At 70.0% G+C, this 15,679-nt stretch carries 16 protein-coding genes; 9 read left to right on the forward strand and 7 right to left on the reverse strand.

What is annotated here, in order from left to right:
• Window positions 1-51: 51 nt before the first annotated feature.
• From ACTMTI_RS07365 to rocD, 3 genes are all read left to right on the forward strand, one after another.
• The gene (locus ACTMTI_RS07365; RefSeq protein WP_441119023.1) at window positions 52-507 is read left to right on the forward strand and encodes an Lrp/AsnC family transcriptional regulator; all 456 of its coding nucleotides are present in this window, start codon (window positions 52-54) and stop codon (window positions 505-507) included.
• A gap of 143 nt (window positions 508-650) precedes the next feature.
• On the forward strand, window positions 651-1,448 hold the full coding sequence (gene ddaH / locus ACTMTI_RS07370; protein WP_441119024.1) for a dimethylargininase: 798 nt from the start codon (window positions 651-653) through the stop codon (window positions 1,446-1,448).
• A 1-nt stretch (window position 1,449) separates the two neighbouring features.
• Window positions 1,450-2,673 carry an ornithine--oxo-acid transaminase gene (gene rocD / locus ACTMTI_RS07375; RefSeq protein ID WP_441119025.1) on the forward strand — a complete coding sequence of 408 codons (1,224 nt, stop codon included), beginning with the start codon at window positions 1,450-1,452 and terminating at the stop codon, window positions 2,671-2,673.
• 119 nt (window positions 2,674-2,792) lie between these two features.
• Here rocD and ACTMTI_RS07380 read toward each other — a convergent pair whose 3' ends face one another.
• From ACTMTI_RS07380 to ACTMTI_RS07395, 4 genes are all read right to left on the reverse strand, one after another.
• A complete protein-coding gene (locus ACTMTI_RS07380) occupies window positions 2,793-4,013 on the reverse strand; it encodes a CU044_5270 family protein (protein ID WP_441119026.1) in 1,221 nt (406 codons plus the stop codon).
• On the reverse strand, window positions 4,006-4,584 hold the full coding sequence (locus ACTMTI_RS07385) for an RNA polymerase sigma factor (protein WP_441119027.1): 579 nt from the start codon (window positions 4,582-4,584) through the stop codon (window positions 4,006-4,008). The genes ACTMTI_RS07380 and ACTMTI_RS07385 overlap by 8 nt, the downstream gene beginning before the upstream one ends.
• 80 nt (window positions 4,585-4,664) lie before the next feature.
• Window positions 4,665-5,381, reverse strand: coding sequence for a class I SAM-dependent methyltransferase (locus ACTMTI_RS07390; protein ID WP_441119028.1), 717 nt, complete (start codon window positions 5,379-5,381; stop codon window positions 4,665-4,667).
• 21 nt (window positions 5,382-5,402) lie between these two features.
• Complete coding sequence (locus ACTMTI_RS07395; protein ID WP_441119029.1) at window positions 5,403-6,956, reverse strand: alkaline phosphatase D family protein; 1,554 nt, start codon at window positions 6,954-6,956, stop codon at window positions 5,403-5,405.
• A 218-nt stretch (window positions 6,957-7,174) separates the two neighbouring features.
• Between ACTMTI_RS07395 and ACTMTI_RS07400 the strand changes: the two genes are divergently transcribed.
• The 4 genes from ACTMTI_RS07400 to ACTMTI_RS07415 all read left to right on the forward strand — a co-directional run bounded on the left by ACTMTI_RS07400 (window position 7,175) and on the right by ACTMTI_RS07415 (window position 10,872).
• Window positions 7,175-8,452: a Glu/Leu/Phe/Val family dehydrogenase gene (locus tag ACTMTI_RS07400; protein ID WP_441119030.1), complete on the forward strand. Its 1,278-nt coding sequence runs from the start codon at window positions 7,175-7,177 to the stop codon at window positions 8,450-8,452.
• A 117-nt stretch (window positions 8,453-8,569) separates the two neighbouring features.
• A complete protein-coding gene (locus tag ACTMTI_RS07405; RefSeq protein WP_441119032.1) occupies window positions 8,570-8,929 on the forward strand; it encodes a hypothetical protein in 360 nt (119 codons plus the stop codon).
• Window positions 8,926-9,930 carry an acetamidase/formamidase family protein gene (locus tag ACTMTI_RS07410; RefSeq protein ID WP_441119033.1) on the forward strand — a complete coding sequence of 335 codons (1,005 nt, stop codon included), beginning with the start codon at window positions 8,926-8,928 and terminating at the stop codon, window positions 9,928-9,930. Before ACTMTI_RS07405 ends, ACTMTI_RS07410 begins: the two co-directional genes overlap by 4 nt.
• A 129-nt stretch (window positions 9,931-10,059) precedes the next feature.
• On the forward strand, window positions 10,060-10,872 hold the full coding sequence (locus ACTMTI_RS07415; RefSeq protein ID WP_441119034.1) for a trypsin-like serine peptidase: 813 nt from the start codon (window positions 10,060-10,062) through the stop codon (window positions 10,870-10,872).
• Here ACTMTI_RS07415 and ACTMTI_RS07420 read toward each other — a convergent pair.
• The 3 genes from ACTMTI_RS07420 to ACTMTI_RS07430 are packed head-to-tail and all read right to left on the reverse strand — an operon-like array spanning window position 10,856 to window position 13,007.
• Window positions 10,856-11,743 carry a Gfo/Idh/MocA family protein gene (locus ACTMTI_RS07420; protein WP_441119035.1) on the reverse strand — a complete coding sequence of 296 codons (888 nt, stop codon included), beginning with the start codon at window positions 11,741-11,743 and terminating at the stop codon, window positions 10,856-10,858. The two genes, ACTMTI_RS07415 and ACTMTI_RS07420, sit on opposite strands and share 17 nt — an antisense overlap.
• Window positions 11,740-12,651: an NAD-dependent epimerase/dehydratase family protein gene (locus ACTMTI_RS07425; RefSeq protein WP_441119037.1), complete on the reverse strand. Its 912-nt coding sequence runs from the start codon at window positions 12,649-12,651 to the stop codon at window positions 11,740-11,742. The genes ACTMTI_RS07420 and ACTMTI_RS07425 overlap by 4 nt, the downstream gene beginning before the upstream one ends.
• Before the next feature lie 2 nt (window positions 12,652-12,653).
• On the reverse strand, window positions 12,654-13,007 hold the full coding sequence (locus ACTMTI_RS07430) for a YrdB family protein (protein ID WP_441119038.1): 354 nt from the start codon (window positions 13,005-13,007) through the stop codon (window positions 12,654-12,656).
• Between the two features lie 119 nt (window positions 13,008-13,126).
• Here ACTMTI_RS07430 and ACTMTI_RS07435 point away from each other — a divergent pair, with 119 nt between their 5' ends.
• Both ACTMTI_RS07435 and ACTMTI_RS07440 read left to right on the forward strand, forming a co-directional pair.
• Window positions 13,127-13,825 carry a TetR/AcrR family transcriptional regulator gene (locus ACTMTI_RS07435; RefSeq protein ID WP_441119039.1) on the forward strand — a complete coding sequence of 233 codons (699 nt, stop codon included), beginning with the start codon at window positions 13,127-13,129 and terminating at the stop codon, window positions 13,823-13,825.
• Window positions 13,826-14,107: 282 nt separating this feature from the next.
• Window positions 14,108-15,604: a protein kinase domain-containing protein gene (locus ACTMTI_RS07440; protein WP_441119040.1), complete on the forward strand. Its 1,497-nt coding sequence runs from the start codon at window positions 14,108-14,110 to the stop codon at window positions 15,602-15,604.
• Window positions 15,605-15,679 lie beyond the last annotated feature (75 nt).

The raw sequence follows: 15,679 nt of genomic DNA on the forward strand, positions 1-15,679 counted from the left end.
CCCGCGCGCCGCTCGTCGCGCGCCAGCCAGGTCAAGCGGTATACAAGGCGCGTGGAACTGGACCGGCTCGATCGTGACATCATCGCGGCGCTCGTCGACGACGCCCGCGCGACCTACGCGGAGATCGGCCACCAGGTGGGACTGAGCGCGTCGGCGGTCAAGCGGCGGGTGGACCGGCTGCGCGAGAGCGGGGCGATCACCGGGTTCAGCGCGCGGGTGGCGCCGCAGGCGCTCGGGTGGACGACCGAGGCCTACGTGGAGCTGTTCTGCCAGGGAAAGACCAAGCCATCGGACATCGCGCTGGCGGTGGCCAGGCACCCCGAGGTGGTGGCGGCGGCCACGATCACCGGCGAGGCGGACGCGTTGCTGCACATCAGGGCCACGGACGTACGGCATGTGGAGCGGGTGATCGAGCGCATCGCGGCGGAGTCGTTCGTGGTGCGGACCAAGAGCTCCATCGTGCTGTCGCGGCTGGTGGACACCCCTCCAGGAGCCCGTACGCAATAGATCGCGCCCTCGCGGCCGAGAGACGCAACAGACCCGCGCGGACACGCAATGTCAAGCCCTTGGCCTGCGGAAACATGCGTTCTTAGGCTGTCTCCGTCCCCTCTGAATGGGATATCCACCCATAAACCTCGACGGAGAACTGCATGCCCAAACACTTCCTCATGTGCCGTCCGGAGTACTTCACGGTCGAGTACGCCATCAACCCGTGGATGCACCCCGAGACCGGCGCCGACCGCGACGTGGCGGTCCGGCAGTGGGAGGGCCTGAAAGCGGCGTACGAGGAGCTCGGGCACCAGGTGAGCCTGATCGACCCGATCGAGGGGCTGCCGGACATGGTGTTCGCCGCCAACGGCGCGCTGGTCGCGGGCGGGCGCGTCTACGGCGCCAGGTTCGCCTACCCGCAGCGCGGCGCCGAAGGCCCGGCCTACCTGCGCTGGTTCGCCGAGCGCGGCTACCCGACGCTGGAGCCGCGGCACGTCAACGAGGGCGAGGGCGACTTCCTCACGCTGGACGAGGTCATCCTGGCCGGCACGGGCTTCCGCACGGACGTGGCCGCCCACCAGGAGGCGCAGGAATACCTGGGCCGCCCGGTGATCTCGCTGACGCTGGTCGACCCGCGGTTCTACCACCTGGACACGGCGTTGTTCCCGCTGGACGGGCGCAACGTCGTCTACTACCCGGAAGCGTTCTCCGCGGGCAGCCGCGAGGTGCTGCGCGCGATGTTCCCCGACGCGGTGCTCGCGACCGCCGAGGACGCCGAGGTGCTGGGGCTCAACGCGGTCAGCGACGGCACGAACGTGGTCATCAACGCCGAGGCGTCGGACCTGCAGTTGGAGCTCAAGCGACGTGGGTACGAGGTGATCCCCGTCGAGCTGTCGGAGCTGCGCAAGGCAGGCGGGGGCCCCAAGTGCTGCACACTGGAGATCAGGGGGGAGAACTGACATGACCAGCAGCGCAGAGCTGATCGAATTGAGCGAACGCCGCAGTGCGCACAACTACCACCCGCTGCCCGTCGTGATCCACGAGGCGCACGGCGCCTGGGTCACCGACGTCGACGGCAAGCGATACCTGGACTGCCTGTCCGGCTATTCGTCGCTCAACTTCGGCCACGGCAACCAGAAAATCATCGAGGCCGCGCAGGAGCAGCTCAAACGGCTGACCCTGACCAGCCGCGCCTTCTACCACGACCAGTTCGCGCGATTCTGCGCCGGGCTCGGCGACCTCACGGGCAAGGACCTGATCCTGCCCATGAACACCGGTGCCGAGGCCGTCGAGACCGCCATCAAGGTGGCCCGCAAGTGGGGCTACGAGGTCAAGGGCGTGGAGCCGGACCAGGCCAACATCATCGTGATGGAGAACAACTTCCACGGCCGCACCACCACGATCATCAGCTTCTCGACCGACCCGGAGGCGCACGACAACTTCGGCCCGTACACGCCGGGCTTCCGGCTCGTGCCGTACGGCTCCATGGACGCGATCAGGCAGGCCGTCGACGCCAACACGGTGGCGGTGCTGGTGGAGCCGATCCAGGGCGAGGCCGGGGTGCTGGTGCCGCCGGACGGCTACCTGAGCGAGATCCGCGCGCTCTGCTCCGCCGAGGGCATCCTGATGATCGCCGACGAGGTCCAGTCAGGGCTGGGGCGTACCGGGCAGACGTTCGCGTGCGACTACGAAGGCGTCGTGCCCGACATGTACGTCCTGGGCAAGGCGCTGGGGGGCGGCGTCGTACCGGTGTCGGCCGTCGCCGCGAACCGGGACGTGCTCGGCGTCATCCACCCGGGGCAGCACGGGTCCACGTTCGGCGGGAACCCGCTGGCGTGCGCGGTCGGCATCGCCGTCATCGAGATGCTGAACACCGGCGAGTTCCAGGCCAGGGCCGCCAAGCTGGGCGAGGTGCTGCACACCCGGCTGCGCGAGCTGATCGGCAAGGGCGTGATCGAGGTGCGCGGGCGCGGGCTTTGGGCGGGCGTGGACATCGACCCGTCGCTGGCCACGGGGCGAGAGGTGTCGAGGGCGCTGATGGAGCGGCGTGTCCTGGCCAAGGACACGCACGGGTCGACGATCCGGCTGGCCCCGCCGATCGTCGTCTCCGAGGACGATCTCCTCTGGGCGATCGACCAGCTCGCCGACGCCCTCTACGCCCTCAAAACCCACGACCATTCTTAGTTTTCACGGCGGTGCCGGGCCCATCCGACCGCCATACGTGGCTGGGCCCCGTCCAGGGAGACGGTTCTCCGGTTCACGGGCCCGGGCGCCGTTACGGCGCCCGGGCACCGGCTAATGGGTCACTCGTCGGCCGGAGGCGTTTCCACCGGGTCCTCCACCGACAGCGACTCCGTGGGTCGGTTCTCCGCCGGGCGCGGCGTTACTGTCCGCGTTATCGTCGGCGTCGGGCGCGGCGTTACTGTCCGCGTTATCGCCGGCGTCGGGAACGACTCGTCTGGCGTGGGCGTGCCGGTCGGGGCAGGCGTGGCTTCCGGTTGGATGCGGTCGCAGACCACCGCGCCCTCCGTCAGCGGGGCCTTCGGCAACTCGTCCACCACCGAGACGTTGAGCTGAGCCGTCAGCGCGAGGGTGCTGCCTGCGGGGGCTCCCACGCCCTTGTCCTCCACCACCGTCTGGCGCTCGCCCAGGAACATGTGCGTGGCCGGATCGAAGATGGCCTGCGTGAGCGTGCCCTGCGGGTTCATGCGGCCCAGCGCCACGCCCTTGCGGCCGGCCGAGTCCGCCACCCCCTCCACCGCTTGGACGCCGGGGATCGACTTGGCGGCCTCGAACAGCGCGTCCCGCTGGGCCTCGGGCACGTACTTCTCCCTGACGAGGTCCATCACGTAGATGAACGCCGCCGCGTCCTTGTCGACGTTCTTGCCCTCGCTCACCTGTCCACTGCTCGCCTGGTAGACGTGGTCCCGCATCGCGGCGGGGTCGGCGGGCAGCGTGCTCAAGTAGGCGTAGTCCGTGCGGAACTGCGGGAAGTTGGGGCAGACGGGCAGAACGCTCCAGCTGGAGGGCTCCTTTGTAGCGAACTCGGGCAGCTCCCGGCCCGGCCACGGCTGGGGCTCGCGGTTCTCGATCATCAGCAGCCCGTCCTTGCGGGCGTCCACCGACTGCCAGATCTTCCGGTGTGTCCGGTAGAGGTGGCGGGACTCCTCCCCCTTCTTGCCGATGGAGAACGAGGGGTACATCGTGTCGGACTCGATCATGATGTACTGGCCGGGCTGGGGATTCAGCTCGTCGGCCACGGCGGCCGACTGGGTCAGCGAAGTAGCGGGGCCGCCGGCTCCCTGGTTGGACAGGGTCATGGTCACGCCGCCGACCAGCGCGACCGTCGTTCCGAACGCGGCCGCGGCCTGCCAGCCGAAGCGCGGCAGGCGAAACCGGCCCCCGTTGCGCCGGAGCCCGGCCTCCGCCAGCAACAGCTTCCGCGCCTGCGCGCGGGCCTCGGCGCGGTACGGCGGCGCCGCCGGCCGACCCTCGGCGAACATGCGGATCTCGTCGTCATCCATGCTGGCGCTCCTCTGCTGCGAAGGGGTCGATGCCGCCGAGCGTCCTGCGTAACTTGACGCGGAGCCTGTGCAGCCGGGAGCGGACGGTGCCGACGGGCACGCCGAGCGCGAGCGCGGCGTCCTCGTACGTCAGGTCCGCCCAGGCCACCAGCAGCAGCAGGTCGCGCTCGCTCGCGCTGAGCCGGGTCAGCGCCTGGGCCAGCCGGGGCTGGAGCTGCTCGGCGGTGACCCGCTCGGCGCTGCGGTCGTCGAACGTGCCCGGGCGCTCCACGCTGACCTTGGCCATGGCCGCGGTACGCCGCCGCTCTGCCCTGCGGTGCTGGGCCACGACCTTGGTCGCGATCCCGTACAGCCAGGGCCTGGCGTCCGGCCAGGAGCGGTCGTAGCGGGCCCGCCCCCGGAACGCGACGAGGAACACCTCCCCCGTCACGTCCTCGGCCAGCTCCGCCCCGAGACGCCGGGCCGCGTACCTGTGGATCTCGTCGGCGTGCCGGTCGAACAGCGCCGCGAAACTCTCCGGGTCGCCGATCGAATGCCCGATCAGCGTCGAGTCGTCCAGCGTCTCAGGCACATCCTGAACACCCACCACTGTGCCGGTCCTCTCTCATGCGGTCACCCCGTTCTTGGCCGCAGGAGAGAGGCCGGTTCCCACTATTTCGCCAACCGCCACACTTCCATGCCCTCAGGCCCCTCCTGCCTGGCGAACCCGGCGGCGGCCAGCTCGGCGTACAGCCGATCCCTGACGGCCCAGTGGCTCTCGGAGATCACCTCGTCCTCGCTGATCACCACGCCGCGCTGCCTGATCCGATAGACGAAGCGCGAGGTGACGCTCTCGCCGGTGACGTCCAGGACCTGCCCCGCGATCTCGTATGTGTGCCTGCCGACCCGGTAGGAGCCCATGTCCTGCAGCCCGCCGGGGACCGGCGTGGACCGCTCGCGCCAGTTGAAGGCCAGCAGCCCGCCGGGCGCCAGCTGCCGGCCCAGCACCCGCCACAGCTCGGCCCGCTGCCCGGCATCGAAGCTCTGCAGCACCGAGATCATCACGATGGCTTCGACCGGCTCGTCCACCTCCACGTCCAGCGCCCCGCACGGCAGGACGGTCACCCGGCCGAGCAGCTCCGGATCCTCCGCCAGCCGGTTGACCAGGACGGAGCGCATGCCCAGCGACGGCTCGACGGCGTAGATCTCCGCGGGCGTCTCGCGGGCGATCAGGCGGGTGATCAGGCCGGTGCCCGCGCCGATCTCGATGACGCTCCGCTCCACGCCCTTCAGCAGCGGCGGCAGCAGCTCGCGGACCAGCGGCACGTGCCCGTCTTCGTGCCACAGGTCATAGAAGGGCACGGCGAGAGAGTAGTGATCTTCACTCATAAAGCTGAACGATAACCATTTTCATGACAGCCGTACAGAGTCGATCGGCTTGACCGTGCCGCCGCGCGACTCGTACCAGGTCACCTGGTCGGGGAGAGTCAGGGTGGCGAGGGCGTTCTGGAACCACGGACCCTTGGTGATCCGCCACCTGAACGGCGGCCGCGGGATGCCCGCCAGCCGCGCCAGCAGACCGCCCACCAGCGTGGCGATCGAGAACTGGGTGAACACGTTGGCCCAGCGCAGCAGGCGGCTCAGCGGGTTGCGGATCGGCGAGCAGACGATCTGGTAGACCCGCCCGGGATTGGCCTTGGCCAGGTAGGAGTAGTGGACGTCGCCCGAGAGGATCAGCACCGGCTTGCCGAGCCCGATCAGCAGCCGGGCCAGGTCGTCGAACGAGCGCCGGAACGCGGCCCAGTGCTCCAGGTCGATGGCCTGCCGGAATGCCTCCGACCAGCGCCGCACCGTCGCGCCCCACTTGCCGTCGCTCAGGGCCTCGTTCCAGTTTTGCACCCCGTGCACGCCCTCGGGCAGCAGGAACGGGATCGAGGAGCCGATGATCAGCCGCTCGGCCGGCGCGGACACCTGCTCCTCGAGCCAGGCCCACTCCGCCGGGTCCAGCATGCGGCGCTCGCCGGGCGTGAGCTGCCTGGCGCACCGGGTGTCGACCATGATCAGCCGGGCCGGGCCGAGCTCGCGGGCGTAGCTCCAGCGGGTGCTACTCGGCTCGGCGTCGGCCTTCTCGGCGAAGGCGTCTAACGCGTCGCCCCCATCACGGCCACCGTCGAGCAGCGTGCGCAGCAGCGGGTCGGCCGCGCGCTCGGCGGGCGAGAGGTTGCCCAGGTGCTGATAGATCCAGTACGCCCCCAGCCCCGCGACCACCCGGCGGCGCCACCAGCTCGTCCCGGTCATCCGCTCGCGCCAGGGCTGCGAGGTGTTCCAGTCGTCGCGCAGGTCGTGGTCGTCGAAGATCATCGCGGTCGGCACGGTGGACAGCAGCCAGCGGATCTCGGGCTCGGTCCACGCCAGGCGGTAGAGCTCGGCGTACTCCTCGAAGTCGGCGATCTCCCCCTGCGGCGGGGTGCTCCGGCGCGCCTGGATGTAGGCGAGCATCTCGGGCGAGGGGTTGTCGGCGTAGACCTGGTCGCCCAGGAACAGCAGGAGGTCCGGCCACTCCTCCTCGTCCGCGCCCGCGAGGTGGCCACTGTAGGAGCGCAGCACGTCGTCACCGTGGGTGAGCACGTGCGCGGCGTCGTGCGGCACGCTGGTGCGGCACGATCCGAACGCCAGCCGGCGCGCCCCGTCGGCGGGGAGCAGCCTGATCCGGCTGGGCGGGCGACCCGCCAGGGGCCATACCTGCTCCCCGCCGATGCTGACCGAATAGGAGGCGATATCCTGGGTGAGCTCGGCGAGATCCACGATCGCATAGTGGTGACCGTGCACGGTGAAGGTAGGCGACCGGTAAGCCCTGCCGTCCGCTTCGACGGTGACCGTGCCGGGTTCGGCGGTCTCCACCCAGATCGAGGCGCTGTCGGAATCGACGTATCGCAGCATCGGCCCCACCACGAGTGCGGGCATCCCACCCCCCGGATTCGATGTTTCGGTACACACTTGCCCGCACAGCCTGCCAGAGTGGCACGGTCCACAGCATCTCGATCAACGGCTGGATTTTTACGAACAGCTAGGCAAGGTCAAACGCCCCACCCTAGGATGATCGTCACAACAACGCCCAGAAGTGGAAGGCAATGGCGCTTTCCCTGCAAATAGGGCGTAAATACCAGGGAGGAATCTCTTCCATGAGCATCATGGTGCCGTCAAAGACGCCGGCCCTGATCACCCCGGGCCGCCAGGCCCTCGACTCCGCTCTCCATCAGCTCGGCCAGGCGGCCGAGCACCTCGGGCTCGACGATGGGCTCCGCACGATGCTGGCCACGCCCCGCCGCTCGCTGACCGTCTCGGTCCCGGTGCGGCGCGAGGACGGGCGCCTGGACGTCGTCCAGGGCTTCCGCGTCCAGCACAACGTCTCGCGCGGCCCCGCCAAAGGCGGGCTCCGCTTTCATCCGAGCACCGACCTCCACGAGGTCACCGCGCTCGCGATGTGGATGACGTGGAAGTGCGCGCTGGCCGGCATCCCGTACGGCGGCGCCAAGGGCGGCGTGGCCGTGGACCCGGCCGGGCTCACCACCCGCGAACTGGAGCGGGTGACCCGCCGCTACGTCAGCGAGATCCTGCCGCTGATCGGCCCGGAGAAGGACATTCCCGCGCCCGACGTCGGCACCGACGAGCAGACCATGGCCTGGATCATGGACACCTACAGCGTCAGCGCGGGCTACTCGGTGCCCGGCGTGGTCACCGGCAAGCCGATCACGCTGGGCGGCTCGCTCGGGCGCGCCGGCGCGACCTCGCGTGGCGTGCAGATCGCGGCGCTGTCCGCGCTCGGCCGCTCACCCGAGGGCGTGACCGTGGCCGTGCAGGGCTTCGGCAAGGTGGGCGCCCTCGCGGCGCAATACCTCGCCGACGCGGGCTGCAAGGTGGTGGCCGTCTCCGACCTCACGGGCGCCGTGTACTGCGCCGGCGGCCTCGACGTCTCCCGCCTGCGCACGTGGGCGGCCGAGACCGGCGGCGTGCGCGGCTACCGGCACGCCGACGCGTTGTCCCACGGCGACCTGTTCGAGCTCGACGTGGACGTCCTGATCCCGGCCGCGCTCGAAGGCGCGATCACCGAGGCGAACGCGCCGCGGATCCGGGCCCGGCTGATCGTGGAAGGCGCCAACGGCCCCACGACGCCGGAGGCCGACGAGATCCTGGCCGCGAACGGCACCGTGGTCGTGCCGGACATCCTGGCCAACGCGGGCGGGGTGATCGTGTCCTACCTGGAGTGGGTGCAGAACATGCAGGCCTACTCCTGGAGCTCCGGGGAGGTCGAGGCCAAGCTGCACGACCTCATCGAGAACGCGTTCTCGGAGGTGAAGTCGCTGGCCGCGGCCCGCGGCCTGACGCTCAGGCAGGCGGCGCACGTCATCGGCGTGGGCCGCGTGGCCGAGGCCCACCAGATGCGCGGGCTCTATCCCTGATCGCGACGGGGCCTGACCGCCCGGGGTTCGATGCCCCGGGCGGTCAGGCCTGTTGACCTTTTCAGTAGCGATCTTTGGCTCTAAGGTGCGAAACGCCCCCCGCATTAGGAGCCGTGCATGAGCACAATCGAGCAGTTCGGCTACCGGCAGGAACTGAAGCGTCCCTTGGGCTTCGCCGATCTGATGATCCATGGCTTGATCTTCATGGTGCCGATCGCACCCTTCGGCGTTCGCCGGCGGGCCGTGGCTGCCGGTGCTGACGGCCGTCGCGTGGGCTTCGCCAACTCGCTGGTCGACTTCGGCGCGGCGCACCTGATCGTCCCCGTGCTCGGCTTCATCGTGCTGGTGGCCGTCGTGTTCAACCAGAACGTCCACACCCAGTGGGCCGGCGGCCTCTGGCCGGCCGCCGGCCTGATCATCCTTGCCATCACCTACGCGATCGGCCGCAGGCCCGCCCTACCCACGGAGGTCAAGTGAACGTCGTGTCCTACCGCCCCTCGCCCGAAGAGCTGAGCTACACCTTCGGCGGGCGCCCGCCCCTGGGCAAGGTACGTCCGGGCACGATCCTGGAGTTGTACACCGAGGACTGCTTCGGCGGCCGGGTCCAGAGCGTGGACGACCTGCCGTCGCAGGTGTGCGAGTTCCCCTACCTGAACCCCGTGACCGGCCCCTTCCATGTGGAGGGCGCCGAGCCGGGCGACACGCTGGCGCTGCACTTCGTCAAGATCACACCGGCCAGGGACTGGGCGGTGTCCACGACGTTCCCCCACTTCGGCGCGCTGACCGGCACCCACACCACGGCCACCCTCCAGCCGCCGCTGGAGGAGCGGGTCTGGCGCTACGACATCGATCTGGACAAGGGGGTCGCCGTCTACCACGCCCGCAACAGCGACTTCAGCGTGGAGCTGCCGCTCGATCCGATGCACGGCACGGTCGGCGTGGCCCCCGCCGCCAACGAGGCCCGCATGACCATCACCCCTGACGCGCACGGCGGCAACATGGACACCCCCGAGCTGCGCGCGGGCGTCACCGTCTACCTCGGGGTCAACGTCGAGGGCGGGATGTTCGCGATCGGCGACGGGCACGGGCTGCAGGGACACGGCGAGGTGTGCGGCACCGCGGTGGAGTCGGCCATGAACACCGTGGTCGCGGTCGAGCTGATCAAGGGCGTGGCCACGCCGTGGCCGCGGCTGGAGGACGACCGGCACCTGATGTCGACGGGTTCGGCCCGGCCGCTGGAGGACGCGTACCGGATCAGCCAGCACGACCTGGTCACCTGGACGTCGGAGCTGACCGGGCTGGACACGCTGGACGCGTACCAGCTCGTCAGCCAGGCGGGGCAGGCGCCGGTCGGGAACGTGTGCGACACCAACTACACGATGGTCGCCAAGATCCCGAAGGCCTATCTCGGGAACGCGGCCGTCTACGAGTCGGCCCACTCCCGCCTGCGGGCGCTGGGGGCCGAGTACACGGGCTGATGCCTGCGGGAAACCTGCTCCGCTGCGGCGAGCAGCCGCCAGATCAGCAGGTTTCCCGTTGGTAAACCCGGATGTCGCAGGTCAGGGCACTGATCATCTTCGCCGTACAGTGGGATGGTGCTCAGGTTGGTGCTGTCCCTCGTCCTGATCGATCCAGCCGTCGTCACCGAGGTGTCGCAAAGAAACGTCCCCGTTCCCCGCATACTGACCCCCGACGGCGACCGCCTGGGCTACGCGCCGGTCCCGCGCCCCTACACGGGGCCGCGGCGGCTCACCGGAGTGCTGATCGGCCGCGATCCGGTCACGCGGCGGGACGTGGTGTGCGGGGGCACGGTGATCGGCTCGCGCAGCCGCAGCCTGGTGCTGACGGCGGCGCACTGCCTGTATCACAACGGCAGGCTGCTCAAGCACCTCACCTTCCTGCCCGGCTACGACCGCGGGCGGCCGCGGCTGGGGGTCTGGCCGATCGTGGACACCTGGGTGCCGGCGCGGTGGCGGAGCAGGCCGTACTCGGCCAAGCTGCTGCCGTACGACATCGGCCTGGCCGGGGTCGTACGGCGCAAGGACCCGCTGGAGGAGGTCACCGGGCGGGGCCTGCGGCCACTGCCGACCACCAGGGGGACCGCGCTGCGCGGTCTGGAGCTGCTCGGCTACCCGGCGGGCAAGGGATACCCGGGCCTGCGGCTGTACCGGTGCCTGGCCGACGCGGTCGAGGGCGTCTCCAAAGGACCGGGGCTGATGGTCACCCGCAACTGCCACGCCGCCGCCGGCGGCAGCGGCGGGCCCGCGCTGTACGGCGGCGCGGTGGCGGGCGTGGTGTCGTCGTCCAGCCCGCTCAGCGACGCGAAGGGCTACACCGTGCTGACAAGGCTGGGCGACGGGCCGTTCAAGCGGATGTTCGCCAGGGCCGACCGGGCGATGGAGCTCAGGCCGTCCGGCTGACGATCTCCTCGCAGAGAGCGTGGGAGGCCAGGGCGTCGTCCGCGTCGATCCGGCGCCCCTGGCCGACGGCGGTGAGGAACTCCAGGCAGAGCTGCTCGATGCCGCGCTGCCTGGCCACCGGGACCCAGTCGGGCCGCCTGGTGAGGACCTCGCCCCCGCGGTAGTCGATCACGTCCCCGAGGTTGACCACGCGCCGCTTGACGCCGTCGCCCATGACCTCGCAGGACTCCTCGCTCGCGCCGCTCACCCGGTTCATGACGCCGATGGCGGTGAACCCGTCGCCGGACAGCTCCAGCACGATGTGCTCGATCAGGCCGTCCTTGACGCGGGTCCTGATCGTGGTGCCGGTGACCGCGCCCGGTGCGAGGAACCGGAGGGTGTCCGCCACATGGATGAAGTCATCGAATATCGCCCGGCGAGGGGTGTCGGGGTGGTTGTCGCGGTTCTTCTCCATCAGCACGAGGTGCCGCGGCAGGGCGGCGAGTGCCGCGTATCCGGGGGCGTGACGCCTGTTGAAGCCGACCATCAGCGATCTGTCCTCGGTCTTCGCCAGCCGTACGAGGCGCTCGCTTTCCTGGAGCGTGTAGGCGATCGGCTTGTCGACGTACACGTGGATCCCGGCGGTGAGCAGCGACTCGACGATCTCCGGGTGGGCGTCGGTCGCGGCGTGCACGAACGCCGCCTCCACCCCGGCCTTGATCACCTCGTCCACGCTCGTGAACCGGCGGGCGATCCGGTAGGCGTCGCCGAGCCGGTCCAGACGGGCGCTGTTGCGGGTGCACAGGTGCAAGTCGAGGGCGGGCTGAGCGGCCAGCACTGGCAGGTACGCCTTCTCCGCGATGTCACCCAGGCCGATCATGGCAGTCTTCACACCTCGAGCGTAGCCTTGAGCGCCTGGTCAAGCGGGGTAGGCGCGACACCGAACGTCTCCTGGAAGGCCGAGGAGTCGAGCACGTAGGGCGCGATGAACTGGTATCGGGTGTGCTTGAGCTCGCCGATCATGGGCTGGAACAGGCCGATCGTCCGCACCAGCGGCCAGGGCAGAACGATCATCCGGGGCGCGGGCCGGCCCAGCAGCGCGGCCATCCGCTCCCCCAGCTGGCGGAACGTCTGCGGCTCCGCGGTGGGCACGTGCCAGGCCCGGCCCCAGGCCCGCTCGTCGCGCCCGGCGGTGATCAGCGCGTCCGCCACGTCAGGCAGGTACGTCCAGCTGTGCGGGATGTCGGCGGGCCAGACGAGCTGGACGGTCTTGCCTGCCTTGAGCGGCACGAGGAACCGGTCGCCCAGGTAGGACTGGTCGGTGGCCCCGGGCCCGAAGTAGTCCGAGCCGCGTACCTCGGTGACCCTGATCCGGCCCGCCTCGTGGGCGGCCAGCGCGTCGGCCCACATCTTCGCCCGTACCTGCGCCTTGGGGCTGGTGGAGGCGAGTGGCAGGTCCTCGGTCATGGGGACGGAGACGGGACCGTACGGGTAGAGGTTGCCGAGGATCGTGTAGACGGCGCCGCTCGCCTCGGCGGCGGCCAGGAACGACTCGGCCATGGGCGGCCAGTCGGTGAGCCAGCGGTGGTATTGCGGGTTGACGCAGTTGTAGAGGACGTCGGCCCCCTTGGTGACCTCGATCAGCTTGGCCTTGTCGGCCACGTCGGCGGCCACCCTGACCGCTGCCTCGGGTCCGCTGCCCGAGCGGGTCACGACGATGACCTCGTGTCCCTGTGCGAGGAGTTTGCCGGCGAGGTGTGTGCCGACCTGACCGGAACCGACGACGACGTGCTTGCCCATGATCAGACCTGCTTCCAGACGAGACGGAGTACTGCGTTGAGGATGAAGAGCGCGTAGAAGACGACAGCCGGGGTCACCAGGCCGGAGGCGTAGAGCGCCACGGCGCCGCCGCCGAACCAGAGGATCTCCAGCGCGGCGCGGGCCAGGCCGGTGAGCGGGAACACGGCGTTCGTGCCGCCACCCGCCCCGAACAGCGCCCATGCGGCCACGAACAGCGCCGGGCCGCCCAGGCCGACCAGCAACTTGATCGCCCAGTTGGGGCTGAGCGTGAAACCCCAGTAGCCCACGGAGATCAACACGCCGAGCTCAAGGAAGAACATGAGGGCGGCGTTGACGTTCTTCGCGATGTCGAGCATCGAGGGCCTCCGAGGGGGTGACTGCCGTTCGCTTACGAGAGCAATGCTCTCTCAAGAGAGCGATGTTCGTCAAGAGCGGTGCTCTCGTTTCTTCTCACCGCTCTGGTAACCTCGGGTTCATGACAGCGAGCCGTACCGCCAGAGAACGCGTCAGGGCCGAGCTCACCAGGGAGATCACCGACATCGCGCGCCGCCAGCTCGCCACCGAGGGCGCCGGCGGCCTGTCACTGCGCGCGGTGGCGCGGGAGATGGGCATGGTCTCCTCGGCCATCTACCGCTATTTCCCGAGCCGTGACGACCTGCTCACCGCATTGATCATCGAGGGCTACAACACGCTCGGCGAGGCCGTGGAACAGGCCGACGCCGGCTGCCCGCAGGACGACTTCCTGGGCCGATGGCTGGCCGTCTGCCACGCCGTGCGCGACTGGGCGCTGGCACACCCGCACGAATACGCCCTGCTGTACGGCTCACCGGTGCCCGGCTACCAGGCCCCGCAGGACACGATCGCCGCGGCCCTGCGGGACACGGTCGTGTTCGGCCGCATCCTGTCGGAGGCCCACCAGGCGGCGGCTCTCACCCCCGCACAGCCGGCCCCCTCTTCCCCGCCCTCGCTCCGCGAGGACGCGGCCGCCGTCCGCACCATCATCCCCGACGTTCCGGACGATGTGATCTTCCGCGGCGTGACGGCGTGGACGACGCTGTACGGCTGGCTCAGCTTCGAGCTGTTCGGGCAGTTCAACAACACCATCGAGGATCGCCGCACCGCCTTCGAACACTCGATGCGGCTCATGGCCGCGCTGATGGGGCTTGCTCCGTGAGACTCACTAAGTTCAATGGGCGCCTTCGTCGCGCCGATCACCCTGGCGCCGGTGCTGCCGCTGCCGTCGATCGCGGCACGCGCACCGGCGCCGGCGTCCGCCGCGCGCACCGCCCGCCCTCGCGTGAGCAGCGGCATCAGCAGGAGCCAGGCCACCGCCTTCCCGGGAATCACGCGAATCATGCCGCCAGTTCGCGGACGCGTTATCGGGCGCGGGCTGAAGACCCGTAGGGTTGGCCCGATCTTGTCGGGATGTGGACTGATGGGCATGGATATGCCGAACGTGAAGCCAGCAGTGATCGCTGGGCGCTATGCGCTGGTCGAGCCGATCGGCCGAGGCGGCATGGCCGAGGTATGGCGTGGGCACGACCACAAGCTGGACGTACCCGTCGCCATCAAGATCCTCGATCCACTGGTCGGCGGCATCGCCGCCGCCGAACGGTTCGCCCGGGAAGCCCGTGCGGCGGCCCAGATCATGCACCCCAATGTGGTCACGGTGCTGGATGTGGGCCAGGACGGGAGCCGCCGGTTCCTGGTGATGGAGCTGCTCACCGGTCGCAGCCTGGCCGCCGAGCTGGACGCCCGCGGACCACTGACCGTCACCGAGGCTTGCACGCTACTCGCCCAGGCCGCGGCCGGGTTGGACGCGGCCCACCGCGTCGGTGTGGTACACCGCGACGTCAAACCGGCCAACCTCCACACGACGGGAAACGGCAGACTCAAGGTCGTCGACTTCGGCCTCGCACACGTCGCCGGCGAGGCGGCCCGGCTCACCACGGTCGGCAGCATCGTGGGCACCGCCGCCTACCTGGCCCCCGAGCAGATCGACGGATCCGGCGGGCAAGCCGCCTGCGACCTGTACGCGCTGGGCTGCGTGGCCTACGAGGTGCTGTGCGGACAGCCGCCCTTCACCGGATCGCCGCCAGAGCTGGTCTACCAGCACGTCCACCAATCACCCCGCCCGCCCAGCACCCACCGGCCGGACATCCCGATCGAGTTGGAACGGCTGATCCTGGCCATGCTCGCCAAGAACCCCGCCGAACGTCCAGCCAGCGCCGAGCACGTACGTCAGGTGCTGGCCGCCGTCGCCCACGCGCCACGCGCCGGTGCGTGGCACGCCGGTCAGCCGGAGCGCACGGCACCCGCGCCGGCACCGGTCACGGCTCGCGCCGCAGACACCGCCGTCCTCGACGCCCCGCTGCTCGGCCCACCGCTCGCCGAGCCGCCGTCACCAGAAGGGCGCCGCATGCTCGTGCAGCTCGCAGTGGCCCTCGCGGTCATCGTGATCGCCGCCCTGGGCACGGTGGCCGTCTTCTCCGACTCCGGGGACCGCTCCGCGGTTGCGCCCCCGTCGGCGGCGCCCTCGAATGCCATCCGCGAGTCCGGGCATTCACTTCCGCCGGCCACCGCCACCTCGGCCGCCAAGCCCGCCAGACGACAAACTCCAACTCCAACGCCGACGCGGTCCACCGCACAGGGCCCGTGGAGCTGGCTGGCCGGTCTCGATCGCGCCGTGAGTGCCCAACAGGGCCGCGGCGGAATCGACCCGAAGCTGGCCGACAGGGCGCACAAGAAGATCCGGGAGGCCGCCAAGAAGTTGGCCGAGGGCAAGAACACCGAAGCCCGGGAGAAGATCCAGGAACTGGGCCGCGACCTGATGGAGGCGCGCCGCGAAGGGAAACTCGCCGACGGCCCCTTGATCACTTTCCTCAACCGTTCCGGCCTGACTGCGGATTACGACAACGACGACGACAACGAAGACGACGACGACGACGACTAGCCAAAGCGATCCTTCTGGCCGGGGCCGAACGTTGCGACGGCGGTTCCGCCTTACCGAGCCACCTATCCGAGTTAG

It is taken from the genome of Nonomuraea sp. H19 (assembly GCF_052068215.1).
GTDB lineage: Bacteria > Actinomycetota > Actinomycetes > Streptosporangiales > Streptosporangiaceae > Nonomuraea.